The 24337-nt window shown below is 63.8% G+C and carries 24 protein-coding genes; 8 read left to right on the plus strand and 16 right to left on the minus strand.

All coding sequences use genetic code 11. The features are described 5' to 3' along the window. Positions 1 to 56 precede the first annotated feature (56 nt). Positions 57 to 1304 (minus strand): MFS transporter, encoded by a 1248-nt coding sequence (locus CEJ45_RS13820; RefSeq protein WP_088755669.1) that lies wholly within the window; start codon positions 1302 to 1304, stop codon positions 57 to 59. A gap of 101 nt (positions 1305 to 1405) precedes the next feature. Between CEJ45_RS13820 and CEJ45_RS13825 the strand changes: the two genes are divergently transcribed. After that, a complete protein-coding gene (locus CEJ45_RS13825; protein ID WP_088755670.1) occupies positions 1406 to 2362 on the plus strand; it encodes a GlxA family transcriptional regulator in 957 nt (318 codons plus the stop codon). On the opposite strand, the gene CEJ45_RS13830 is transcribed toward CEJ45_RS13825, so the two are convergent. Then, a complete protein-coding gene (locus CEJ45_RS13830) occupies positions 2357 to 3526 on the minus strand; it encodes a metallophosphoesterase (protein ID WP_088755671.1) in 1170 nt (389 codons plus the stop codon). The genes CEJ45_RS13825 and CEJ45_RS13830 overlap by 6 nt on opposite strands. A 328-nt stretch (positions 3527 to 3854) precedes the next feature. On the opposite strand from CEJ45_RS13830, the gene CEJ45_RS13835 reads away from it, so the two are divergent. After that, positions 3855 to 4397, plus strand: a complete 543-nt coding sequence (locus tag CEJ45_RS13835) for a hypothetical protein (RefSeq protein ID WP_145604539.1) — start codon at positions 3855 to 3857, stop codon at positions 4395 to 4397. A 116-nt stretch (positions 4398 to 4513) separates the two neighbouring features. Here the strand turns inward: CEJ45_RS13835 and ppk2 are convergent, their stop codons facing one another. Then, positions 4514 to 5425, minus strand: coding sequence for a polyphosphate kinase 2 (gene ppk2, locus CEJ45_RS13840; RefSeq protein WP_088755750.1), 912 nt, complete (start codon positions 5423 to 5425; stop codon positions 4514 to 4516). A 245-nt stretch (positions 5426 to 5670) separates the two neighbouring features. Here ppk2 and CEJ45_RS13845 point away from each other — a divergent pair, with 245 nt between their 5' ends. After that, complete coding sequence (locus CEJ45_RS13845) at positions 5671 to 6618, plus strand: LysR substrate-binding domain-containing protein (RefSeq protein ID WP_088755673.1); 948 nt, start codon at positions 5671 to 5673, stop codon at positions 6616 to 6618. Positions 6619 to 6698: 80 nt separating this feature from the next. On the opposite strand, the gene CEJ45_RS13850 is transcribed toward CEJ45_RS13845, so the two are convergent. The 4 genes from CEJ45_RS13850 to ugpB all read right to left on the minus strand — a co-directional run bounded on the left by CEJ45_RS13850 (position 6699) and on the right by ugpB (position 11106). After that, a complete protein-coding gene (locus tag CEJ45_RS13850) occupies positions 6699 to 7793 on the minus strand; it encodes a sn-glycerol-3-phosphate import ATP-binding protein UgpC (RefSeq protein WP_088755674.1) in 1095 nt (364 codons plus the stop codon). A 34-nt stretch (positions 7794 to 7827) separates the two neighbouring features. Beyond that, positions 7828 to 8679, minus strand: coding sequence for a sn-glycerol-3-phosphate ABC transporter permease UgpE (gene ugpE, locus CEJ45_RS13855; protein ID WP_088755675.1), 852 nt, complete (start codon positions 8677 to 8679; stop codon positions 7828 to 7830). 52 nt (positions 8680 to 8731) lie between these two features. Next, a complete protein-coding gene (ugpA, locus tag CEJ45_RS13860; RefSeq protein WP_088755676.1) occupies positions 8732 to 9616 on the minus strand; it encodes a sn-glycerol-3-phosphate ABC transporter permease UgpA in 885 nt (294 codons plus the stop codon). A 176-nt stretch (positions 9617 to 9792) separates the two neighbouring features. Next, positions 9793 to 11106, minus strand: a complete 1314-nt coding sequence (gene ugpB / locus CEJ45_RS13865; protein ID WP_088755677.1) for a sn-glycerol-3-phosphate ABC transporter substrate-binding protein UgpB — start codon at positions 11104 to 11106, stop codon at positions 9793 to 9795. A 297-nt stretch (positions 11107 to 11403) separates the two neighbouring features. Here ugpB and ubiA point away from each other — a divergent pair, with 297 nt between their 5' ends. Next, positions 11404 to 12258 carry a 4-hydroxybenzoate octaprenyltransferase gene (ubiA, locus tag CEJ45_RS13870; RefSeq protein WP_088755678.1) on the plus strand — a complete coding sequence of 285 codons (855 nt, stop codon included), beginning with the start codon at positions 11404 to 11406 and terminating at the stop codon, positions 12256 to 12258. A gap of 64 nt (positions 12259 to 12322) precedes the next feature. Continuing rightward, complete coding sequence (locus tag CEJ45_RS13875; protein WP_088755679.1) at positions 12323 to 12982, plus strand: thiopurine S-methyltransferase; 660 nt, start codon at positions 12323 to 12325, stop codon at positions 12980 to 12982. Positions 12983 to 12989: 7 nt separating this feature from the next. Here CEJ45_RS13875 and CEJ45_RS13880 read toward each other — a convergent pair whose 3' ends face one another. From CEJ45_RS13880 to CEJ45_RS13895, 4 genes are all read right to left on the minus strand, one after another. Further along, complete coding sequence (locus CEJ45_RS13880) at positions 12990 to 13217, minus strand: hypothetical protein (RefSeq protein WP_088755680.1); 228 nt, start codon at positions 13215 to 13217, stop codon at positions 12990 to 12992. A gap of 59 nt (positions 13218 to 13276) precedes the next feature. Beyond that, positions 13277 to 14035 carry a peptidoglycan DD-metalloendopeptidase family protein gene (locus CEJ45_RS13885; RefSeq protein WP_088755681.1) on the minus strand — a complete coding sequence of 253 codons (759 nt, stop codon included), beginning with the start codon at positions 14033 to 14035 and terminating at the stop codon, positions 13277 to 13279. Beyond that, positions 14035 to 14847: a pyrroline-5-carboxylate reductase gene (proC, locus tag CEJ45_RS13890; RefSeq protein ID WP_088755682.1), complete on the minus strand. Its 813-nt coding sequence runs from the start codon at positions 14845 to 14847 to the stop codon at positions 14035 to 14037. The genes CEJ45_RS13885 and proC overlap by 1 nt, the downstream gene beginning before the upstream one ends. Positions 14848 to 14932: 85 nt before the next feature. Beyond that, positions 14933 to 15634, minus strand: coding sequence for a YggS family pyridoxal phosphate-dependent enzyme (locus CEJ45_RS13895; protein ID WP_088755683.1), 702 nt, complete (start codon positions 15632 to 15634; stop codon positions 14933 to 14935). Positions 15635 to 15706: 72 nt separating this feature from the next. On the opposite strand from CEJ45_RS13895, the gene CEJ45_RS13900 reads away from it, so the two are divergent. Together CEJ45_RS13900 and CEJ45_RS13905 are read left to right on the plus strand one after the other, a co-directional pair. After that, a complete protein-coding gene (locus CEJ45_RS13900; RefSeq protein WP_088755684.1) occupies positions 15707 to 16735 on the plus strand; it encodes a type IV pilus twitching motility protein PilT in 1029 nt (342 codons plus the stop codon). A gap of 84 nt (positions 16736 to 16819) precedes the next feature. Then, positions 16820 to 17305 (plus strand): glutathione peroxidase, encoded by a 486-nt coding sequence (locus CEJ45_RS13905; protein ID WP_088755685.1) that lies wholly within the window; start codon positions 16820 to 16822, stop codon positions 17303 to 17305. 13 nt (positions 17306 to 17318) lie between these two features. Here CEJ45_RS13905 and CEJ45_RS13910 read toward each other — a convergent pair whose 3' ends face one another. The 4 genes from CEJ45_RS13910 to CEJ45_RS13925 all read right to left on the minus strand — a co-directional run bounded on the left by CEJ45_RS13910 (position 17319) and on the right by CEJ45_RS13925 (position 22320). Next, the gene (locus CEJ45_RS13910; RefSeq protein WP_088755686.1) at positions 17319 to 17699 is read right to left on the minus strand and encodes a gamma-glutamylcyclotransferase family protein; all 381 of its coding nucleotides are present in this window, start codon (positions 17697 to 17699) and stop codon (positions 17319 to 17321) included. 35 nt (positions 17700 to 17734) lie between these two features. After that, positions 17735 to 18631: a phosphate/phosphite/phosphonate ABC transporter substrate-binding protein gene (locus CEJ45_RS13915; RefSeq protein ID WP_088755687.1), complete on the minus strand. Its 897-nt coding sequence runs from the start codon at positions 18629 to 18631 to the stop codon at positions 17735 to 17737. After that, the gene (locus CEJ45_RS13920; protein ID WP_088755688.1) at positions 18628 to 20913 is read right to left on the minus strand and encodes a bifunctional diguanylate cyclase/phosphodiesterase; all 2286 of its coding nucleotides are present in this window, start codon (positions 20911 to 20913) and stop codon (positions 18628 to 18630) included. The genes CEJ45_RS13915 and CEJ45_RS13920 overlap by 4 nt, the downstream gene beginning before the upstream one ends. A 279-nt stretch (positions 20914 to 21192) precedes the next feature. Further along, positions 21193 to 22320, minus strand: coding sequence for a sigma-54-dependent Fis family transcriptional regulator (locus CEJ45_RS13925; RefSeq protein WP_088755689.1), 1128 nt, complete (start codon positions 22318 to 22320; stop codon positions 21193 to 21195). Positions 22321 to 22512: 192 nt separating this feature from the next. Between CEJ45_RS13925 and CEJ45_RS13930 the strand changes: the two genes are divergently transcribed. Beyond that, positions 22513 to 23421 carry a LysR family transcriptional regulator gene (locus tag CEJ45_RS13930; RefSeq protein ID WP_088755690.1) on the plus strand — a complete coding sequence of 303 codons (909 nt, stop codon included), beginning with the start codon at positions 22513 to 22515 and terminating at the stop codon, positions 23419 to 23421. A gap of 107 nt (positions 23422 to 23528) precedes the next feature. Here the strand turns inward: CEJ45_RS13930 and CEJ45_RS13935 are convergent, their stop codons facing one another. Then, positions 23529 to 24329, minus strand: coding sequence for an SDR family NAD(P)-dependent oxidoreductase (locus CEJ45_RS13935; protein ID WP_088755691.1), 801 nt, complete (start codon positions 24327 to 24329; stop codon positions 23529 to 23531). Positions 24330 to 24337 lie beyond the last annotated feature (8 nt).

Below are 24337 nucleotides of genomic sequence, written 5' to 3' on the forward strand. Positions count from 1 at the left end.
GGCCCATTCTAACGGAAAATTAGACCGGTCGTCTAAGACCGGTCCTTTTTGCCGGATCAGCTTGATGCCGGTGACTTGCGCGCGGGTGGAAACAGCGGCCACACCAGCAAGGCTGCCCCAGCGGTACCGATCCACACGGCGGGCCAGCCGTGCCAGTGCAGCAGCAGCGGGACGACCTGGGCAGTGAGGAAGAAGACACCGAAGACGCAGCTGTTGCCCAATCCCAGGGCCGTGCCGACCTGGGCCGGACCGGCGGCCACGGCCAGTTCGGTATAGGCCACGCCATGCCATGCGGAGACCACCACGCCGGCCACGACCACAAACCCGCCCAGCCAGGGCAGCGATACGGAGAGTGCGTCGAGTGAAGACACGCCCAGCAGCAGGAACAGCAGTGCACTGCCCAATGCGCAAGCGCGCAGATAGGGACGACGCTGGCCGCGCCGGTCGGTCCAGCGGCCACTGGCGATGCGCGCCACCGCCGCACCCACTTGCACCAGCGTGAGCAGCACACTGATGAGGAGCAGACTGGCCTGCCCCGCTTCATGCAGGAAGATGCCGCCGAAGCTGATCAGCGCCACCTGCGGCGCGCACAGCAAGCCGGTGCCCAGTGCCAGTCTCCAGACCAGCGGACTGCGCAGGGCCGGCATCGCAACCGGGGATGCCGCGTGCGCGTGCGTTGCCTTGTGCGGCTCGCGCAGCCAGAGCAACACCAGCGCGACGCTGGCCAGGCAAAGTGCCATCAGCAAGCCATACACCGCACCGAACCCGGCGCGCGCTGCCAACGTGGGCAAGAGCAAGGCGCCGATGCCGCCGCCCAGCGGCACCGCCGTCTGGCGGATGCTCATGGCCAGACCCCGCTCGCCCTCGGCGAACCAGGCCATGATGGCGCGTCCGCTGGCGCCGTTGACACTGCCGCCCAGCAATCCGGCCAGCGTCAGGCCGACGCATAACCATACAAAGGGTGATACGCCCCGCCCCGGCCGCGCCATCGCCATCAGCAGGCACAGCGCAGCGCTGGTCCCCAGCAGTCCGGCCAGCAGCACCTTGCGGTCGCCCAGGCGATCAGTCAGTACACCCCAGGGCAGTTCGCCCAGGGCCACGCCCAGGCTCAGCAAGCCCAGTGCCAGGCCCAATTGCGCATTGCTCAGGTGATAGTCGCTGCGCAGCACCAGCGAAGTCACCGGGATGCCGGAGAACACGGCCGAGAAGCTGGCATTGGCGGCAACGCCTGCGGCCAGGACCTTCCAGCGATGGGCTGGGGGAGCGCCGGCGATGCTTTCGGGAGAAGTGGATAGCGTGTACAAGGCAGTCTCCGGTAGGAATCAGGCCTTTCAGTGTGGCGTGCAGCCTCATGGCTTGGATGTCATAATTCCGGCATTGCCAGCCATTTGACGTTTTCTGCACCATGCCCGCGCGCGACATCGCCTTCCTCATTTTTGCCGATTGCAGCATGCTCGACTTCACCGGTCCGCTGTCAGCATTCGATGCCGCCAACCGCGTGAGTGCGCGCACGCTCTACCGGATCACGCTGCATTCCGAGCCGGGCGGCCTGATCCGCAGTTCGGCCGGGGCGATGATCCAGACTGAGCGCATCGGCCGCGCCACCTTCGATACCGTGGTGGTCGCCGGTGGCGGTGCACCGCGCGAGGGGCTGGTGTCCGAGGCGCTGCGCCGCTACGTGCTGCGCGCAGCCAGCCGTTCGCGCCGCATCGCGGGCGTGTGCACCGGGGCCTTCGTGCTGGCGGCGGCGGGCCTGCTCGATGGCAAGCGCGCCACCACGCATTGGCGCATGGCGGCCAAGCTGCAGCAGATGCATCCGCAGGTAAAGGTGGACAGCGACCGCATCTATTGCTGCGATGGCAAGGTGTGGACCTCGGCCGGGATTTCCGCCGGGATCGACCTGGCGCTGGCCCTGATCGAGGAAGATCACGGCGCCGAACTGGCCAAATCGGTGGCGCGCGAACTGGTGGTGTATCACCGCCGTCCCGGCGGGCAATCGCAATTCTCGGCCCTGCAGGAGATGGATGGGGGCTCCGAGCGCATCCGCCGCGCACTCAGTTTTGCGCGCACGCATCTGCATCAGGAAGTCACCGTCGACACCTTGGCCGACGTGGCCTGCCTCAGTCGCCGCCAATTCGATCGCAGCTTTGTGGCCGAGACCGGCCAGACCCCGGCGCGCGCCATCGAACAAATGCGCGCGGAAGCGGCGCGGCTGCGCATCGAACAATCCCAGGACAGCCTGGAGAGCATCGCCCGTGCCACCGGCTTTGGCGATGCCGAGCGCATGCGCCGCGCCTGCCTGCGGCTGTTCGGCCAACCGCCGCAAGCCATGCGCCGGCTGGCCCGGCTGGAAGAATCATGACTGCGTTGAGCCCGTGGTCAGGCGCACGCGCGTGATTTCGGAAGGCGCCAGCAGCCGCTTGGGCGGTCCCCAGTAGCCGGTGCCGCGGCTGACGTAGATCCACAGTCCCTGCAGGCGCTTGAGGCCGGCGACATAGGGCTGTTGCAGCGGCACGAAGAAATTCCACGGGAAGAACTGCCCCCCATGCGTATGCCCCGACAGTTGCAGGTCGAAACCGGCCTCGACGGCGGCCGTGGCGCTGCGCGGCTGGTGGGCCAGCAGCACGCGCGGATGGCCGCCGGGCGCATCGGCAATGGCGGCGTGCGGATCGCTGCGATGGCCTTCGTCGAAATGATGCGCGGTGTAGTCCGTCACCCCCGCCAGCACCAGCCCTGCCCCTTCATGGCGCAGGACCACATGTTCATTCATCAGCACGGTCACGCCCAGGCGGCGGACTTCATCGATCCATTCGTGAGCATTGGAGTAGTACTCGTGATTGCCGGTGACGAAGTAGGCACCGTGCCGCGCCCGCAGTTGCGCCAGCGGTGCGGTGTGCGGGGCCAGCTGGCGCACGCTGCCGTCGACCAGGTCGCCGGTGATGGCCACCACGTCGGGCTGCAGGGCGTTGACCTTGTCGACGATGGCCTGCAGATAGGGCGCCTTGATGGTGGGGCCGACGTGAATGTCGCTGATCTGGACGATGGTGAATCCCTCCAGCGCCTCGGGCAGGTTGGCGATGGGTACGCTGACCTCCACCACCGCAGCGGTGCGGCGGGCATTGAGATAGCCGATGACGGTGGCCGCTGCGGTCAAGGCCAGCACCAGCCAGGCGCTCAGTTCCACCATCTCGTGCTGCTGGATGGCCGGCAGGTGCAGCCAGGGCAGCGCAACCAGCGCCAGCGCGCGCAACAGCGTCAGCAGCAGCGCCGAGGAAAATGCTCCCATGGCCAGCATGCCGGCCCAGGCCACGCGGTCAGCAGCGGTTTCCGACAGGCCGCGCCGCTTGAGGTAGGGCACGGCCAACGCTACCGGCATCAGCAGGAAGGACAGCAGCAACACCGCTGCACCCAGCGTGATCCAGCCCGCGTGGGTGGTCAGCGCCGGCAGCAATTGCCAGCCTATCCAGGCATGCAGGGCGGCCAGCAGGCCGAGGACGGTCAACAGCGAGAAGAGACTACGGCGCATGGAAAACCTTTGAAAGAGGACGCATCGCCCGGGACTGCGGAGGCCGGCCGAGGCTTGCCGGAAAGCAAACATATGAAGGCTTGAGACATGCTTTTCAAGCAATTTCTGCGAAAAACCTCGTAAATCCTGCCCAAAATGGCTCATCGGCAGGGAGCAGAAACAGCCAGATGAAGAAAAAGTCCGCCACAGGCATGCAAGAAGACGCGCGGAGGAGGATAATATTGCTTCTATCCCCCCGTTTTTAATTCGCGCGACCTTGGCGGCGACAGCCGCATCGATGGCAAGAGCATCGACACCAGGCCGCGCCTGCATCATTGGAAGAGTTATTTTGAGTTCAAGCAAAACCAAACGCTGGCATGGCAATGTCGAGGCGATCAAGGCCGAATTCCTCAACGGCGTGATTACCCAGATGACCTCCTACGGCGACCGCGTCCATTTCAGCATGTTCGGTTCGGTGCAAAAGCCGCACTATGAAGTCATCAACAGCTTCGACAAGAAGATGGCCTTCGATGGCAACCACCACCTGCACCGTGCCGAGGAAACCGAGTTCGGTCCCGGCAACGTGACCCCCATCTTCACCCTCGACCAGATCAAGCGCATCGTCGCCACCGGCGGCAGCGGCACCCGCAGCACGCCCCGTTCGGCACGTGCCTCCTCGGCGCGCAGCGCCGCCGGCACCGCCCGCCCGACCACCGCCGCAGCGCGCGCACGTGAAGCGGTCGATGGCGAGAAGTACGCCTACTTCAAGGCCAATCGCCACATGCTGCCCGATGAAATCAACCAGCATTCCGATGAGATCAGCAAGCTGATGCTCAATGGCATGTCGGCTGAACAGGCTTTCGGCGAAGTCATTTCCAAGTACTTCGACTGAAGACTGACAGCCCATCCGGCGTGCAGGCAGCATATGCCGCCTGCCCGCCAGACAAAAATGCAAATGGCCGGAGCCCAGTCTCCGGCCATTTTCGTTGAGGCGCCCCGCCGGGCCAATCAGTAGTATTCCGGCACGATCATCGAATCGGGCACCGGATGGCGTTCGTAGTCCTCATGGCGTTCGCGCTCGGGCAACAGCACCGGCGGATGCGGCACTTCGGCATACGGCATCTGCTGCAGCAGGTGATGGATGCAGTTGAGGCGGGCCTTCTTCTTGTCCACTGCCTGCACCACCCACCACGGCGCTTCCGGAATATGGGTGCGCTCCAGCATGACTTCCTTGGCCTTGGTGTATTCCTCCCAGCGGCGGCGCGATTCCAGGTCCATGGGGCTGAGCTTCCACTGCTTGAGCGGATCATGGATGCGCGAGAGGAAGCGCAGGTGCTGCTCTTCATCGGTGATCGAGAACCAGTATTTGATGACCTGGATGCCGGCACGGGTGAGCATGCGTTCGAACTCTGGCACCGAGCGGAAGAATTCCTCGTATTGCTCATCGGTACAGAAACCCATCACGCGCTCCACGCCCGCGCGGTTGTACCAGCTGCGGTCAAACAGCACGATCTCGCCGGCCGCCGGCAGGTGCGACACGTAGCGCTGGAAATACCATTGCGTGCGTTCGCGATCGTTGGGTGCCGGCAGCGCCGCCACGCGGGCCACGCGCGGGTTCAGGCGCTGGGTGATGCGCTTGATGACGCCGCCCTTGCCGGCCGCGTCGCGCCCCTCGAAGACGATCACCACCTTGTGGCCGGTCTGCACCACCCAGTCCTGCAGCTTGACCAGTTCGCCCTGCAGGCGGAACAGTTCGCGGAAATACAGGCGGCGGTATTCCTTTTCCTCGCTGCCGTGGGCGCTGGCAAATTCGCCGGTGACCGGATCGACGGTGCGGTCTTCCAGCTCCAGTTCCATTTCTTCGTCGTAGCTGTCGGCCAGTTCGCGGTGGACGCGCTTGACCAGTTCTTCCTTATCCATCATGTCCTCGTATCCAAGATAAAGTGGCGAACGCTGCACTCCCCTTCGCCCGAAAAGTGCGTGACAACATACCTGCCCATTGTGACCAAGACATGACAGGCCGATAACAACGCCGCTCAAGGCCGCCCGGCCAGGGCGCATGCCCCTCCATCCTGCGCCAACGGGCGGGAAAGCGCCATGATGCCGCACAGAACCAGCCGGACGAAAATACGCTATAGTCCCGAAAACGATTCCGGCATAACAGCATGACACTTACAGAACTCAAATACATCGTGGCCGTCGCGCGGGAAAAGCATTTCGGCCATGCAGCAGAAGCTTGTTTCGTCGCCCAGCCCACGCTGTCGGTGGCCATCAAGAAACTGGAAGATGAGCTGGGCGTGGTCATCTTCGAACGCGGCGGCACCGAGGTCTCGGTCACTCCGCTGGGCGCGCAGATCGTGGCCCAGGCCGAACGCGTGCTGGAGCAGACCGCCGCCATCAAGGAAATCGCCAACCAGAACAAGGATCCGCTCTCGGGCCCCTTGCGCCTGGGCATCATCTACACGATCGGCCCCTACCTGCTGCCGTCGCTGGTCAAGACCATGATAGAGCGCGTGCCGCAGATGCCGCTGATCCTGCTGGAGAATTTCACCACGCGCCTGATCGAACTGCTGCGCCAGGGAGAGCTCGATGCGGCCATCATGGCCCTGCCCTTCCCCGAGCACGGACTGAACGTGATGCCGCTCTACGATGAGGAATTCATGGTGGCGCTGCCGCGCCAGCACAAGTGGGCCGAGCGCAAGGAAATCGATGCGCGCGAACTCAAGAGCGAAACCATGCTGCTGCTGGGCAATGGCCACTGCTTCCGCGACCAGGTGCTGGAAGTCTGTCCCGAGATGTCGCGCTTCTCCACCAATGGCGATGGCATTGCCCGCACGTTCGAAGGCTCATCGCTGGAGACCATCCGCCACATGGTGTCTTCCGGCATTGGCGTGACCGTGCTGCCGCGCGCCTCCATTCCCGATGCCGATACGCGCGATGGCATGGTGCGCTATGTACCCTTCGTGGCTCCGGCCCCCTCGCGCCGCGTGGTCATCGCCTGGCGCAAGAGCTTTACGCGGCAGGCCGCCATCGATGCCGTGCATCAGGCGGTGCTGGCGTGCAAGCTCAATGGGGTGCAGATGCTCACCGAAGAGTCGGCCAACGCGGCTTGATCCCTGCGTAAGCTTGCAAAGAAAACGGGCCTCGCAATTGCGAGGCCCGTGTCATTTCTGCCAGTACGACTTGTTCGCACTCAGGTGATGCGATGCGTACTCTTCACATCAAACCAATGCACATCCCCCGCCCCGAAGGATGCGCCGATGCGCTGACCGGTGCTGACCGGCACATTGGCCGGGCAACGCAGTACCAACGCCTGGCCGCCGCAGCGCGCATGCACCAGCAATTCGGCACCCAGCGCTTCGACCAGCTCCACGTCCAGTGACAGCTGCGCAGCCGAGCCGTCGAGGATGGGCAGCAAGTGTTCCGGCCGCACGCCCAGGATGCGCTCCTGGCCGGCCCCAGCGGGCAACGGCTGCGGCAGTCGCACGGTGGCGGTGGCCTCGCCCTTGCCGGCCTCGAAGCTGGCACCGTCAGCCGACAGCCTCCCCTGCAGCAAATTCATCGGCGGCGAACCGATGAAGCTGGCCACGAACGTGGTGGCCGGGCGGGCATAGACTTCAGCCGGGGTACCGATCTGTTCGGCCACACCGCGATTCATCACGATCATGCGCTGGCCCAGGGTCATGGCCTCGACCTGGTCGTGCGTCACATACAGGCTGGTGGTGCGCAGGCTGGCATGCAGCTTCTGGATTTCCAGCCGCATCTGCACACGCAGTTTGGCGTCCAGGTTGGAGAGCGGTTCGTCGAAGAGGAACACGGCAGGCTTGCGCACGATGGCGCGGCCCATGGCCACACGCTGGCGCTGGCCGCCGGAGAGCTGGCGCGGCGTGCGTTCCAGCAGCGCGCCCAGTTCCAGGATGGCGGCGGCACGCTGTACGCGCTCGTCGATCTCGGTCTTGGAAAGACCCTGGATCTTCAGGCCATACGCCATGTTCTGGTACACCGTCATGTGCGGATAGAGCGCATAGTTCTGGAACACCATGGCGATGTCGCGCTCCTTGGGTTCCAGGTCATTGACCACGCGATCACCGATGACGACCTGTCCGCCGCTGACCTCCTCCAGCCCTGCGACCATGCGCAGCAGCGTGGACTTGCCGCAGCCCGAGGGGCCCACCATGACGATGAATTCGCCATCGGCGATGTCGGCATCGATGCCATGGATCACGTCGACCGCCTTGGCACCGGCACCATAGGTCTTGCGGACTTGCTTGAGATGGATTGCTGCCATGTTTGTCAGTCTCTAACTGTCAGAATGATATAAATTATTTCTCGGAATCGACCAGGCCCTTGACGAACCATTTCTGCATCACCACCACCACCAGCCCGGGCGGCAGCATGGCCAGGATCATGGTGGCCATCACCAGGTTCCACTCCACCGCCGAATCGCCGCCGGAGATGAGCGTCTTGATGCCGATGCCGATGGGATACATGCTGGTGTCGGTGGCGATGATGAGCGGCCACAGGTACTGGTTCCAGCCATAGATGAACATGATCACGAACAGCGCAATCACATTGGTGCGCGATAGCGGCCACAGCACATCCTTGAGGAAGCGCAGCGGCCCGGCTCCATCGATGCGCGCGGCTTCGGCCAGTTCATCGGGCACCGTCAGGAAGAACTGGCGGAACAGGAAGGTGGCGGTGGCTGAGGCGATCAGCGGGACGCTCAAGCCCGCATAGCTGTTGAGCATGCCCAGGTCTGACACGACCTGGTAAGTCGGCGTGATACGCACTTCCACCGGCAGCATCAGCGTGACGAAGATCATCCAGAAGAACAGCCCCCGCCCCGGGAAGCGGAAATACACGATGGCGAAGGCCGACAGCATGGAAATGGAGATCTTGCCGATGGCGATGATGAGCGCCGTGACCAGGCTCACCCACAGCATGTTGAGCACGGGCGGTGCAGTCACCTGCCCGGCCGCCCCCTTGAAGAGCACGGCGCTGTAGTTGTTGATGAATTCCCCGCCCGGCACCAGCGACAGCGGCGACAGGGCCGACTGTTCGGCGGTCTGCGTGCTGGCCACGAAGGCCACATACAGCGGGAAGAAGACGATCAGCACCCCCAGCACCAGCACCACGTGGCTGAGGAAATCGAGGACGGGACGGCGTTCGATCATGCGGCCACCTCTGCAGCGGGGAGGATCAGGAAAGCGTTCATGGTGATGGGCTTCATGCGTATTGCACCTTCTTTTCAACGTACTTGAACTGCACCACGGTCAGCAGGATCACCAGTGCCATGAGCACCACCGATTGCGCCGCCGAGCCGCCCAGGTCGCCGCCCTTGAAGCCATCGGTGAAGACCTTGTAGACCAGGATCTCGGTATCCTTGCCGGGACCGCCGTGGGTGGTGGCATCGACGATGACGAAGGTATCGAAGAAGGCATAGACCACATTGACCACGAAGAGGAAGAACGTGGTCGGCGAGATCAGCGGGAAGACGATGGTGAAGAAGCGCTTGACCGGCCCCGCACCGTCGATGGCCGCCGCTTCGATGAGCGACTTGGGAATCGATTGCAGGCCGGCCAGGAAGAACAGGAAGTTGTAGCTGATCTGTTTCCAGATGGCGGCAATGACGATGAGGATCATCGCGTGGGTGCCATTGATCATGTAGTCCCACGGCAAACCCAGCCAGGCCAGCACGTGCGAGAGGATGCCCAGCGAGGGACTCAGCAGGAACATCCACAGCACCCCCACCACCACCGGCGAGACCGCATAAGGCCAGATCAGGAAGGTCTTGTAGACCGAGGCGCCGCGGCGTACGCGGTCGGCGAAGACCGCCAGCAGCAGCGAGAGCGCCAGCCCGAAGAAGGCCACCAGCGCCGAGAAGAGCGCCGTGGTGCGGAAGGATTCAAGATAGGTCGGATCGGCAAAGAGCGTCTTGAAATTGTCGAACCAGACGAATTCGGAATAGCCGCCAAAGGCATCCTGCAGCAGCATCGACTGATATAAAGCCTGGATGGCCGGCCAGAAAAAGAACAGCAAAGTGATGATGATCTGCGGTGCCACCAGCAGATAGGGCAACCACTTTGAAGTGAATCGCGCGCGTTTTTCCACGATCGTTCCAGCCAGGGATCGCCCGGCCGCAGAAGTTGAATGAATCGAAAAGCGGATGTCAGCTTCCTGACATCCCAAAACGGAAGCCGGCGCTGCTCTCCGCGATCACGGAGCACACCGCCGGTTCCTGCCCCGTCACCGCGTTCAGGCGGGACGGGAGGTGTTGCTGATGAGACTTACTGATTGCCCTTGTTGGCCTTCTCGAAGCGGGCCAGCAATTCGTCGCCGCGCTTGACGGCGGAGTCCAGGGCTTCCTTGGCGGTCTTCTTGCCGGTCCAGACGTTTTCCAGTTCCTCGTCGAAGACGGTACGGACCTGGGCGTAGTTGCCCAGGCGCAGGCCGCGCGACTTCTCGGTGGTCTTGACGATCATCTGCTTGACGGCCACGTCGGTGCCCGGATTGCGCTCATAGAAACCGGAGCTCTTGGTCAGCTCGTAAGCGGCCTTGGTCACCGGCAGGTAGCCGGTGTCCTGGTGCCACTTGGCGGCCACTTCCGGCTTGGAGAGGTAGCTGAAGAACTTGGCCACGCCCTTGTACTCGTCGCCCTTCTTGCCGTTCATGACCCACAGCGAGGCACCGCCGATGACGGTGTTCTGCGGCGCGCCCTGCACGTCGTTGTAATACGGCAGGGTGGCCACGCCGAACTTGAACTTGGCGTTCTTGCGGATATCCGCATAGGCCGAGGACGAGCCGGTGATGATGGCGCACTCGCCTGCATTGAACTTGGCATTGCCTTCGTCCTTGCGGCCGGCATAGGTGAAGTAGCCCTGCTTGGCCCAGTTCGACAGGTTTTCGATGTGGCGCACGTGCAGGGGGCTGTTCATCTTCAGGCGCGCATCGAGACCGCCGAAACCGTTGTTCTTGGTCGCCAGCTCAACGTTGTGCCAGGTTGAAAACGATTCCAAATGCACCCAGGATTGCCAGGTCGTGGTGTAAGCACACGATGCACCGCTGGCCTTGATCTTGGCGGCCATGCCGACGAATTCCTGCCAGGTGACGGGCGGCTTTTCGGGATCCAGGCCAGCCTTGGCGAACATGTCCTTGTTGTAGAACATGATGGTGGTGGAGCTGTTGAAGGGGAAGGACATCATGCCCTTCGGGGTCGAGTAGTAACCGGCCACCGCAGGCACGTAGGCGTTCTGGTCGAACTTCTCGCCGGCCTGCTGCATCACTTCATACACCGGCTTGACCGCGCCCTTGGCGTAGATCATGGTGGCAGTGCCCACTTCGAACACCTGCAGGATGCTGGGCGCATTGCCGGCACGATAGGCGGCGATGGCAGCCGACATCGATTCGTCGTAGGTCCCCTTGTAGACCGGCACGATCTTGTAATCGCCCTGGGTCTTGTTGAAGTCGTCGGCCAGGGCATTGACGCGTTCGCCCAGGGCGCCGGTCATGGAATGCCACCAGGTGATCTCGGTTGCAGCGAAGGCAGAGGAAGTGATCGTCGCCAGGACACCGGTCGCGATCAGCGTTTTCATCATGTTCATCAGAGGGGACCTCTCGAAAAAAGGGGTTTTGATGCTAACAACGCTCCATGACAGCCGCGTTACATTAGCCGCACTGCCGGCTTTGGGCAAAAGAAATGCATGTGGCCGTGCAGCACGAAACCCGGGCATGTCTCGGAAAATAAGAATTCGTTTTTATAAGTTCTGCTGGGGTGTGGCTAAACCGCCCTCCCTGTCAGCGCTTTGTCAGCTCATCCGCAGAGCGAACGTTGAAAAGCACGACAGTGCGGAAACGGCGACGCGAATTATAATGCGGACTTTCGATTTTGCGGACATTCCATGGACAGGCTCAGGCTTTACGCGCTGCTGGTGCGCGCCCACAAACCCATCGGCATCCTGCTCTTGCTGTGGCCCACGCTCATTGCACTGTGGCTGGCCTCGGGCGGTGTTCCCGACTGGCGCATCCTGGTGATCTACGTGCTGGGCACGGTACTGATGCGTTCGGCCGGCTGCGCCATCAACGACTATGCCGACCGCGACTTCGACCGGCACGTCAAGCGTACCGAACAGCGGCCCCTCACCTCCGGCAAGATCAAATCGTGGGAAGCGCTGATGGTGGCGGGCGTATTGGCGCTGGTGTCCTTCCTGCTGATCCTGCCGCTCAATGCGCTCACGCTGCAACTGTCGGTGGCGGCCGTGATCATCGCGGGCAGCTATCCGTATTTCAAGCGTTTCTTCGCCATTCCCCAGGCTTACCTGGGCATTGCCTTCGGCTTCGGCATCCCCATGGGATTTGCCAGCGTGACCGGCAGCGTGCCGCTGGCGGCCTGGGTGCTGCTGGTGGCCAACATCTTCTGGGCGGTGGCCTATGACACCGAGTATGCGATGGTGGACCGCGACGACGATCTCAAGATTGGCATCAAGACCTCGGCCATCACGTTTGGCCGCTACGATGTCGCGGCCATCATGCTGTGCTACGTGGTGGCACTGGCCCTGATCTGGGTGGTCGGCCTGCAATACGGACTGGGCCTGTGGTTTGCGGCGGGCATGCTGGTGGCTTGCGGCTTTGCCGTGTATCACTACACCCTGATCCGCGAACGCGACCGCATGCGCTGCTTCGCGGCCTTCAACAACAACAACTGGCTGGGCGCGGCGATCTTCGCCGGTGTCGCGCTCGATTACCTGATGCGCTGATGTGCTGATGCATTGATGCATGCCGGGCACTGCGTCTGCCTGGCGTAAATTCAAAGGAAACGGGATGAAAGCGGAATTTTGGCTCGAACGCTGGCGCGACGGACGCACGCATTTTCACCAGTCGCGCGTGACGCCGCTGCTGCAGAAATACTGGCCGCAACTGGCGCTGCCGGCCGGCAGCACGGTGCTGGTACCCCTGTGCGGCAAGTCGCTGGACATGCTGTGGCTGGCCGAACAGGGCCATCGCGTGCTGGGGGTGGAGTTGTCGGAACTGGCCATCACCCAGTTCTTCAGCGAACACCAACTGACCCCGGCAGTGCATGAAAGCGCACAGGGCCGCCATTACGTGGCGGGGCAGATCGAGCTGATCTGCGGCGACATCTTCGCGCTGGACGATGCCACCCTGGCCAACTGTGCGGGTGCCTATGACCGCGCCGCCCTCATCGCCCTGCCCCCGGACATGCGTGCGCGCTACGTGGAAGAGATCTATGGACGACTGCCAGCGCAGGCTCGCAGCCTCTTGATCACGCTGGAATACGATCAGCAGAAGATGGATGGCCCGCCATTTTCGGTGGCCGAAGAAGAAGTGCTGCGCCTGTACGCGCCCCATAGCGACGCCGTGGTCATCGACCGGCGCGATATCCTGGAGAAGGAACCCAAGTTCCTGGAGCGAGGATTGCAGGCACTGGATACGGTGGTATATCGCTTGCAGCGCAAGGGCTGAGCTTCTTTCACACCTCAGCCGTCGTCCTCACCACCGTCACCCGGCTGATGAGGAACTCCCCTTCCACCACCACCCGAAACGGCACCCCGGCCACGTTGAAGCCGGGGCCGCCCTCGTCGTCCCAGACCTGGGCTAACGCATCGAAGTCGCGTGGGGTCATCTGCAGCATCTGTGCGCTGATGACGAAGGTGGCGCCGGTCTTCTGCCGGCGCACGATGTCTTCCAGTTTGGCCATGTGGATTCCTGATTCTTGATGGGATTGATGCCGGCAACGTGCCTGCGTCTCCGTCAGCCTCAACGCGCCGGCAGCAGCGCCATCACGTTGACCGGCTTGCCGTTGCGGCGGATTTCGAAATACAGCTTGACCTTGTTGGTGTCGCTGTTGCCCATGGTGGCGATCTGCTGGCCGCGCGTGACCATCTGGCCTTCCTTGACCGTGATCGTCGCATTGTGCGCATACACCGACAGCAGCTGCGGCGTGTGCTTGATGATCACCATGTTGCCGTAGCCGCGGATGCCGTGACCGGCATAGGTGACCTTGCCCGCTGCAGCAGCCACCACCGTCTGGCCCTGGGTGCCGGCGATGTCGATGCCCTTCTTGTAGCTGTCGGCGCTGGGCGCGGACTTGCCCTGCGTGGGCCACATCCAGTCCAGCTTGGCATCGGCCGGGGCCGGTGCGTCGTCATCGTCCTGCGCCTTGGGTGCAGGCTTGGCGGCGGGCTTGCCGGCATTCTTGCGCGGCGTGGTGTCGGCCCCGGAAGAGGCAGACGCACGCGGCGTCTGCCCGGCACCGGTACGGGCCACCACACCAGCCGGCGGGCGCACCAGGATGCGCTGGCCGACTTCAAGGTCATCGGGATTGCGCAGGCGGTTCCAGGTGCGCAGGTTGGCCGGACTCTGGTCGAAGTCGCGACCGATGCTGTAGAGCGTGTCGCCGCGCTTGACCGTGTAATAACCGTCGCTGTCAGCCGTAGAGGCGCAGCCGGAGAGCATCAGCACGCTGGCCAGCGGCACGGCCGCCAGCAGGCCGAGGAAGCGGTAAGCCTGTCCCATCAGGCCTTGCCGAACTCGTCGCCCAGCTCCTTGCTGCGATGGGCGGCGGCTTGCAGGGCCTGCACGATGGCGCCCTTGACGCCCGATTGCTCCAGGCTGGTCAGCGCGGCATAGGTGGTGCCACCCTTGGAGGTGACGCGTTCACGCAGCGCGGCCACGGATTCTTCGGAGCGGCGCGCCAGTTCGGTAGCACCGGCGAAGGTCGCCTTGGCCAGTTGCAGGCCGTCTTCCGGCGACAGGCCCAGCTGGGCCGCCGCCTGCTCCATCGCTTCGAGGAAATAGAACACGTAGGCCGGACCGCTGCCCGAGACGGCAGTGACGGCATCCAGCTTTTCTTCGCTGTCCAGCCACAGGGTCTCGCCCACGGCCTTGAGGATGGAATCGGCCTGCGCGCGCTGCAGGGTCGAGACCTGCGCATGCGGCACCACGCCGGAGATCCCCTTGCCGATCAAGGCCGGGGTGTTGGGCATGGCACGTACGATGGCCTGGTGGCCGTCGAGCCAGCGCGACAGGTCCACCATGCGGATGCCGGCGGCAATCGAGACGATCAGCTGGGCCCCGATGAAGGGCTTCAAGCTGGCCACCACCTCGCGCATCTGCTGCGGCTTGACCGCCAGCACCACCACATCCACGTTGGCGATGGCGCCATCGATGGATTGCGCGGTGGCCACGCCAAACTTGTCCTTGAGCGCCTGCAGCGCGTCGGCATTGAGATCGACCACGTGGATGTCTTCTGCTGCGGCGACCTTGCCGGCCAGGCCGCCGATCAATGCCGCTGCCATGTTGCCGCCGCCGATGAACGCTATCTTCACTTCCGCTCCTTGTGTCTTTGTTTGAGGCTGTTGCCGTTGGGTTCAAAACTTCATAGGGGCCATTCCCGGCCCCGTCGCGCCACCGTCACGCGTAATGCCGCGCCCCGAAGATGGCGCTGCCGACCCGCACGATGGTGGCCCCTTCGGCCACCGCCGCCTCGAGGTCGGCCGACATGCCCATGGACAGAGTGTCCATGGCCAGTCCACCGGCGCGCAATTGTTCATACAGGCCGCGAACCGCCGCAAAGGCGGCGCGCTGTTGCTTCATCTCGTCGCTGGGCGCCGGGATCGCCATCAGGCCACGCAAGCGCAGCCGGGGCAGTTGCGCCACCTGCGCCGCGACCTCGGGCAATTCCTCCGGGCCCAGGCCGCTCTTGCTGGCTTCGGCGCTGATGTTGACTTGCAGACAGATGTTGAGCGGTCCCAGTTCCTCGGGCCGCTGTTCCGACAGGCGCTGGGCGATCTTGAGACGGTCCACCGAATGCACCCAATCGAAGTGCTCGGCGATGGGCCGGGTCTTGTTGCTCTGGATGGGGCCGATGAAATGCCATTGCAGCGGCGTATCCGGCACCAGGGCGGGGAGCGCGGCGATCTTGTCGAGCGCTTCCTGCAAATAATTTTCGCCGAAGGCGCGCTGGCCGGCGGCCACCGCTTCGGCTACCGCCTCCGGCCCGAAAGTCTTGGAAACGGCCAGCAACTGCACCGAGGACGGCGCCCGCCCGGCCTGGCCGGCGGCTTGGGCGATCTGTTGTTGCACGTGTTGCAAGTGTTGAGCGATTGACGACATAATCCGGGAGCCGGAAGGGGCAGCCTGCAGGGAGATAACGATATTGTTGGTCCAACCTTGCCGGGATTATAAATGGACATTGCCACCCTACTGGCATTTGCCGTCAGGAATCAGGCTTCCGATCTGCATCTTTGTGCGGGGCTTGCGCCCCTGTTGCGGGTCCACGGGGCGATACGCCGCGTCAACCTGCAGCCGCTGGACGGCCCGCGCCTGCAGCAGTCCCTGCTGGCGGTGATGCCATCTCCCCTGCAGCCGCGCTACCGCGCCGGCGCCGACTGCGACTTCGCGCTGGCGCTGCCGGGACTGGGCCGCTTCCGCATCCACGCCTTCCACCAGCAACGCGGCCCGGCCGCCGCCATCCGCCCTTTGCGCCAGGAGCCGCCGGCGCTGCCTGAGCTGGGTGCACCCGGTGCCTGCGCCGAACTGGCCATGCGAGCGCACGGCCTGGTGCTGATGAGCGGGCCGACCGGCTCGGGCAAGAGCAGCACCCTGGCGGCGATGGTGCGGCTCATCAATGAGACGCGCCCGGTCCACATCCTCACGCTTGAAGATCCGATCGAATACCTGCACGCGCCCTGTCGCGCCCTGGTCAGCCAGCGCGAGATCGGCACCCACGTGGCCGGCTTCGCGCAGGCCCTGCGGGCGGCACTGCGCGAAGATCCCGATGTCCTGCTGGTGGGCGAACTGCGTGATACGGAAACCATCCGCCTGGCACTGACGGCCGCCGAGACCGGCCACCTCGTGCTGGCCACGCTGCATGCAGCCTCGGCCGCACGGGCAGTGGACCGCATCATCGACGCCTTCGCCGAAGGCGAGAAGGACACCGCACGCGCCCTGCTGGCCGAGGCCCTGCAGGGCGTGATCGCCCAGGTCCTGCTGCCGGCCGCCGACGGCGCCGCACGCGTGGCCGCCCATGAGGTGCTGGTGGCCACGCCGGCTGTGCGCAACCTGATCCGCGAAGGACGCAGCGCGCAGCTGCTCTCGGCCATGCAGGCCGGTGCCGCGCAGGGCATGCAGACGCTGCAGGGGAGCCTCGCCGGCCTGGTCCAGCAGGGACGCATCAGCGTGGCCACGGCACGCGCACAGGGCATGACCGGCTGATGGCCGCAGCGCGAGCCCCAAGCAAGCCCGCCCGCTGCGGTTTAGAATGGCGGCCACATCGCTGCATGCGCCAAGGAATGATCCATGACCACTCTCTACGATTTCCAGCCCAGGCTGGCCGACCAGACGCCCTTCCCGCTCGAACAGCTGCGCGGCAAGGTGCTGCTCATCGTCAATACCGCCAGCAAGTGCGGCTTCACCCCGCAATACAACGGCCTGGAAGCCATCCATCGCCAGTTCCACGCGCGCGGGCTGGAAGTGATGGGCTTCCCCTGCAACCAGTTCGGGGCGCAGGAACCAGGCAATGCCGAGGAGATCGGGGCCTTCTGTGAAAAGAATTACGGGGTGAGCTTTCCGCTCTTTGCCAAGATCGATGTCAATGGCGAACAGGCTGATCCGCTTTACCAGTACCTGAAGAAGGAGGCGCCGGGCCTCTTGGGCAGCAAGGCCATCAAATGGAATTTCACCAAGTTCCTGGTCCGCCGTGACGGCACCGTCTTCAAGCGCTATGCACCGCAGACGCGTCCCGAGGAAATGATTTCCGATATCGAAACCCTGCTGGCCGAGTGAATGCGGTGACGCTTCATGCCGGCCAGCGGCCCTCGGGCAACTCGCGCCCGGCGGCCGCCAGCACGGCCGGCATGAAATACGCATGGGCCATCAGCAAGCGATCCGCCGTCCGACCTTCCTGCCCATCAAGCTCCACCTCGATCTCCTGCCGCGTATAGAGCACCGGCACTTCCTCGAAACGGTCCAGTTCGGCCATCATGGTCTCGGGCACTTCCCACACTTCACCCGTGATGCGGCAAGGGCCCTCCTCCCGCACCAGCGCCGGATAATGCGGCAGGGCCACCAGCCGCCAGCACTGCACGCTGCGGGCCGGTGCCACGAATTGCGCGCCTTCCATCATGAAGGCATTGGATTGCCCGCGCTTGAGCGAACCATAGACGAACACCTTGGGCACAGCTTCTCTCCTGCAAAGCGCCGTGCAGTGCGCCCTTACGGCAATGCACGGATGATCTGGTAATCCGCGTCACGCACCGGCACGAAGTGGGTGGCGCGCAGGTTGTCCAGGGACAGTTTCACACGCAGCGCGTTCTTGTCCAGGAAGACCTCGCGGATCTTGTTGCGGATATCGGTGCACAGCTGGCCCCGATAGACGAAGGGGTCGAAGGGAATCGCCCCGGAACGCCATAGTACCCGCACATCGCTCTTCTTGAGCTGGCCGTCGCTGATCATGCGCGAGAGATTGGTACTGGCCACGAAAGCCGCATCGGCATTGTGGTTCAGCACGGCCATGACGGATTTCTCATGATTGCCTGAATAGCCGATGCGCGAGAAATACTGGTCGAACTGCAGCTTGTACTGGCGCGCAAAGAGATGGCGCGGGATCAGCGCGCCCGAGGTGCTGTCCGGATCGGCCAGGGCCAGCACCCGTCCCTTGAGCGAGGCCACGCTGTCATACGGTCCCTGCTGGCGCGTGATCAGCAGCGCGTAATACACCGACGACACGCCCCCCTGCGCCGCAAAATTGGGTTCCACCTGCTCCATCGACGCGAAGGGCGTGATCTGCGGATCGCCCTTGCGCGCCGTCACGTAGGACGCCGGCCCCAGCCGGGCCACATCGATGGCCCCGGCAATGAGCCCCTCGATGACGCCGCCGTAGGAAGTGGGGACGATCACGTCCACCGGCATCTTCAGCCGTTCGCGCAGTTCCTCCACCAGCGGGCCGAAGGCGGACTGCTGGTCAATGTCGCGCCCCTGCGGCACGAAGGAAAAGCGCAGCCGCTGCGGCCGTTCGCAGGCTGCCTTGGGGGCGGCCATGGCGGGATTGGCGGTGCAGATCATGCAGCCCGTGACAGCCGCCAGGGCCAACGTGGCGAAGAAGGTCTTCATGTGAAATCGAACCAGCCTTTCTGCAGCAGCGGCGCCAGCTGCGCGGCGGCGACCGGGCGCTGCAGGTAGAAGCCCTGCACCTCGTCGCAGCCCATCAGTTTGAGATGCATCAGTTGTTCGCGCGTCTCCACGCCCTCGGCCACCACCTTCAGTCCGAGATTGCGTGCCAGCGTGACGGTGGAGGCGACGATCATGCCGTCGCTGTTGTCGTTGCGGATGTCGCGCACGAAGGAGCGATCGATCTTGAGCGCATACACCGGTAGCGCCTTGATGTGACTGAGGCTCGAATAGCCGGTGCCGTAGTCGTCCAGGTAGATGCGCAAGCCTTCGTCGCGCAGCTTCTCCAGGGTCTGGCGCGCCTGCTCCAGGTCGGTGATGAAGCAGCTTTCGGTGACCTCGATCTCCAGCCATTGCGCGCTCAGCTGATGGCGCTGCAGCGATTCGCGTACGGTGGCGATGAGGCGCTGGTCATTCAACTGCTTGGCCGAGACATTGATGGCCACCGGCACCAGCGGCAGGCCATCGTCACGCCATTGCGCCAGCTGGCGGCACACCGCCTCGATGATCCAGTGGCCCAGCGGCTGGACCAGGTCATGGGTCTCGGCCAGGCCGATGAATTCGCCCGGATAGATCAGGCCGTGCTCGGGATGCTGCCAGCGGATCAGGGCTTCGACGCCGACCACGCGATAATCCTGCAGGGCCACCTTGGGCTGGTAGTGCAGGCAGAATTCGTTTTCCTTGAGCGCCTGGCGGAAGCGTCCCAGCAACTCCAGCCCGCGCACCGCAATCGCATTGAGCGAGGCATCGTAGAAGCGATAGAGGCCGCTGCCGGCGCTCTTGGCGGTGTACATGGCCGAGTCGGCATTGGTCATCAGCGTGGTGATGTTCTGGCCATCGCGCGGATAGAGGGCGATGCCGATGCTGGGCGCGGTCTGCACCTCGCAGCCCAGCAGGTCGGGGTACGGTGCGCGCAGGGTTTCGACCAGCTTGTCGGCGATCTCGGCGACGACCTCCTCGCTGCGGATCTCGGACACCAGCACCACGAATTCATCGCCGCCCAGGCGCGCCACCAGGTCGTATTCACGCACGGCCGCGCGCAGGCGGCGCGCCACTTCCTGCAGCAGCGCATCGCCCACGGCGTGGCCCTGGGTATCGTTGATGAGCTTGAATTTGTCGAGGTCGAGGAAGAACAGCGCATACAGGTTGCGGCTGCGTCGCGCCCGTGAGAGTTCGGTGGCCGCCAGTTCGTGGAACAGCATGCGGTTGGGGATGCCGGTCAGGTAGTCGTGCGAGGCCAACTGGTAGGCGCGGCTTTTTTCCTGTTCCAGCTGCTGGATCAGGCCGCTCTTCTCGCGCTCCGAAAAGAGCAGCTTCTCGTAGAGGAAGCGGCGCCGGTGCGCCATGGTGATCAGTCCGCCGGAGAGCACCACTACCAGGAGCGAGATCAGGATGGCCTGCAGGTAATACTGCCGGTGCGCCGGCCACAGCTTGCCCAGCAGCACCTGCTGGTCGCGGCTGACCACCACCGCCAGCGGGTAATGCGCCAGCCGGCGCTGCACGCCCACGTGCTGGGCCGCGTCGCCGGGACGCAGTGCATGGATGAGCCCATCGCCCTTGCCAGTGAGCAGGAAGGTGGCGTACTCCTGCCCGGCGTAATTGGAGCCGCCCGAGAGGATGCCGCCGGACAGCTCGGCCAGTTGCAAGCCTGCGGTGTTGATGATCTCGATGCGGCTGGCGCCATCGACGCTGACCTCTTCATAGGTCTTGAGGAAATAGCCCAGGTCAAGGATGGCCGCGAAAAATCCCTGCAAGGCCCCCTTGCCATCCTGCAGCGGGATGAGCAGCGGCACCCGCCAGCTGTAGCCGTCGCGGTTCATGGGCGGCTTGATGATCATCTGGTTCTGTTGGCCGGTACCGGTGAGCGTACTCATGAAACCGGCATTGATGAGACGGCTCAGCTCAGGCTCACTCTTCTGCCGCGCCGAGGAATAGACCAGCCGCCCGCGCGCATCGAACATGGCTACGCGCAGGTAGGCCGAGTCGCCATTGAAGAGCGGATTGAAATACGCCGAGGACGATTGTTCGCCATTGAGCATGGATTGCCCGATGCGCGAATACAGCAGGGTCTTGCCCAGCACTTCATCGAGATTGGCCGAGACGATGGCGGCCACGTTGCGGCTGTCGGCAACCGAGCCGGCGATGGCCAGCTGTTTTTCGTTCTCGATGCGGATCAGCGTGAAATACCACAGCAGCGACAACGCGCCCACGGCGAGCAGCACCATCCCCGCCGACACGCCCCTGCCCGCGAGCAGTCTGGTCAGCAGCCCTTGTGGCTCGAACGATAACGGCTTAAGCAATCCCCACCCGCTTGATCATGGTGCCGAGACTGGCACATTCGCTTGTCCCTTTTTGACTCGCTGAGGGTAGCGGGCATTTATTTCAAGTGAATGACAAACGCGCGAGCATTAACATAAATTTAATGCTGGCAAGAACGCCGCAGGATGCGCTCTTGCCGGGCACTAGCGAGGGTACAAGCGAGGGTACAAATGATTTATACCGTTTCAGGCGACCGCATAGGCGGCATGCGCAGGCATGGCCTGATCCCTCACATGGGGGATCTCCAGCTGGCGCAGCTTGCGGTACAGCGAAGCCCGGCACATGCCCAGTTGCCGCGAGGCGGCGGAGATGTTCCAGCGGCTGCCGTTCAAGGCTTCAATGACGCGGGTGCGTTCATCGCGCCCTGGCTCGGCGGCACTGGCCGGGCTGCTGCCGTCGGCGGACGGGGGCGATGCCGGGCGGTGCAGCGGCAGCACCTGTGCCAGCTTGACGGGCTGGAACTGCATCAGTTCTTCGGGCAGGTCACGCAGGGTGATGCGGCCGTCATTCATGACGGCACAGCTGTAGCGGATCACCGCGTGCAACTGCCGCAGGTTGCCGGGCCAGGGATAGGCCAGCAGGCGCTGCAAGGCGGCGGGATCGATCACGCTCTCGTCGGCCGCTTGGTCAAGCTCATCGGCAATCATCTGCATCACCAGCGCGCGTCGGTCGCTACGCTCGCGCAGGGCCGGCAGGCGCAGCACGCCACCGGCGATGCGGTAATACAGGTCTTCGCGGAAACGGCCTTCGGCGACCAGGGTCTTGAGGTCCTGGTGGGTGGCGCAGATCAGTTGCACATCCACCGGTACCGGACGCAATGCGCCCAGCGGAATCACTTCGCGTTCGGAGAGTACGCGCAAGAGGCGCGTCTGCAGGGCGAAGGGCATGTCACCGATTTCATCGAGGAAGAGCGTACCGCCATCGGCCTGCTGGACCTTTCCCTTCATGCCACCGGGCAGCGCACCCGAGAAGGCCCCCTTGCAGTAGCCGAACAATTCACTTTCGGCCAGGCTCTCGGGGATGGAGGCGCAGTTGATGGCGATCCAGCTGGCGCGGCGGCGCGCACTGTAGTCATGCAGGGCACGCGCGAGGTATTCCTTGCCGGTACCGGTCTCGCCCAGGATCAGCACGGGAATGCCGCGATCGATCAGGCGCTTGCCACGCTCGACCAGGTCGCGCATGAGCGCGTCGCCGGCGGCGAGCTGATCGATGTCGCGATAGCGCGGCGCGTGGCGCGGGGAAGCTGCAGGAGGTGCGGGGGTGAGGCAAACGTCACTGTCAGGCAAGGGCTGCGCTACCGGGGTGGTCGGCATGATGGTCTCCTGTCTTGGACTGCTTTTTTTATCGAGCCGGCTTCCCTCGGGACCGGTTCTTTATGCGCGGGAAGCCGCCTCTGGCGGGCCCGGAGACGTGTCGCAACGGCACGTCTGCGGCAAAGAATAGCCAGTCCGACCGATGACTTCCAATACAATGTACAGACAGAATCAATACCTTGAAGGTATCAAATGATCGAATTGAGACACCTCACCTATTTCCGCACCGTAGCAGAAACCCTGCATTTCGGACGCGCCGCAGCGCTGCTGCATATCTCCCAACCGCCGCTGACACGGCAGATTGCGGCGCTGGAGAAGGAGTTGGGGGCGCAATTGTTCGACCGCAGCAAACGGGCCATCCAGCTGACGGCGGCGGGCAAATATTTTTATCGCGACACCACAGAAATTTTCAAGGCACTGGAGCGGGCCAAACGCAATGTGGCCTCCTCCAGCACCGGGCAGAGCGGCGCGCTGAAGGTGGGCTTCATGATGTCCTCGGCCTACAACATCTTGCCGGCGGTGACGCGGCATTATTCGGCGGCCTATCCGGAGGTGGACATGCGCCTGAGCGAATATGTGCCCAACCTGCTGGCCACCGACATCGAGGATGAGAAGATCGACGTGGGCATCATGTATCGCCCTGAGGATTGCCGCCGGCTCGACAGCCACACCATCTATGCCGAACCTTTGCTGGCGGTGCTGCCGCGCGGGCACCGGCTGGCGCACAAGCCCGAGATCTCGGCCGCCGAGCTGGCCGAGGATGCCTTCATCAGCATCCCGCGCCCGATTGCGCCGGTGGTGTATGACCTGATCCAGCAGCATTGCCAGCTGCATGGTTTCCGTCCGCGCATCGTGCTGGAGACCAACCTGCAGCAGACCATCGTCAACCTGGTCGGAGAAGGCCTGGGCGTGGCCCTGGTGCCGACCTCGATGCAGGCCATGCACCTGGACACCACGGTCTTCAAGCCGCTCATCGGTGCGCCGACGGTGGAGGTGGCGGTGATCTGGAACCGGGAGAATACCAATCCCTGCATACGGACGTTTGCCCAGACGGCGGTGGAGGTGTGGGGGAGGATGCAGGCAACGTCCCGCCCGGCCTGAACACAAAAAAGCCCGGACGCTCTTGGACGCCCGGGCATCAAACCGCAGCAGGTCGGCTTCCACGCCCGCCTGGCCACGGTCAACAAACAAGCTTCAACGAGCCGCACTCATCCGACACACCGCAGCGACAGCCCGCCATCGACGATCATGTCCAGCCCCGTGATGTAGCGCGCGCGGTCGGAAGCCAGGAACAGCGAGGCATGCGCCACGTCCCACGCATCCCCCATGAAGCCCATCGGGCATTGCGCATTGCGCTTGGCGCGCATTTCCTCGATGTCGCCCCCATAGGAAGCCTTGAGCGGCTCGCGGATCATGGGCGTATCCATCATGCCGGGCAGCACGCAATTGGCGCGGATGCCCATGGGCGCATACTGCATCGCCACGTTCTTGGTGAAGGCCAGGATCGCCGCCTTGGTCGCCGTATAACCCAGGTAGGGAAAACCGATCCAGCGCAAAGCCGCCATCGAGGAGATGTTGACGATGGCGCCCTTCCCCTGCTTTTCCATGATCGGCAGCACATGCTTGTGCGTCAGGAACAGGCTGGTCTGGTTGACCGCCACCAGCCGGTTCCAGCTTTCTTCGCTGGTCTCCACCGGCCCGCCCACCTCGGCGATGCCGACATTGTTGTGCAACACGTCGACCCGCCCGAAATGCGCCATGGCCGCGTCCGCAATGGCTTTCACATCGGCACTGCGGGAGACGTCCGCCGCCAGCACTTCACACTCGCCGCCTTCACTGCGGATGATCTCCTGGGTCTCCAATGCCGCTTCGATGCTGCGATCCACCGCCAGCACCCGGCCGCCCTCGCGCGCATACAGCACGGCGGCGGCCTTGCCGTTGCCCCAGCCCGCGCCCACCGAACCGGCACCGGTGACGATGATGGCCTTGCCTTGCATGAGCTTGTCCATCGGTGTCC

It is taken from the genome of Herbaspirillum aquaticum, assembly GCF_002213425.1.
Lineage (GTDB): Bacteria > Pseudomonadota > Gammaproteobacteria > Burkholderiales > Burkholderiaceae_D > Herbaspirillum > Herbaspirillum aquaticum.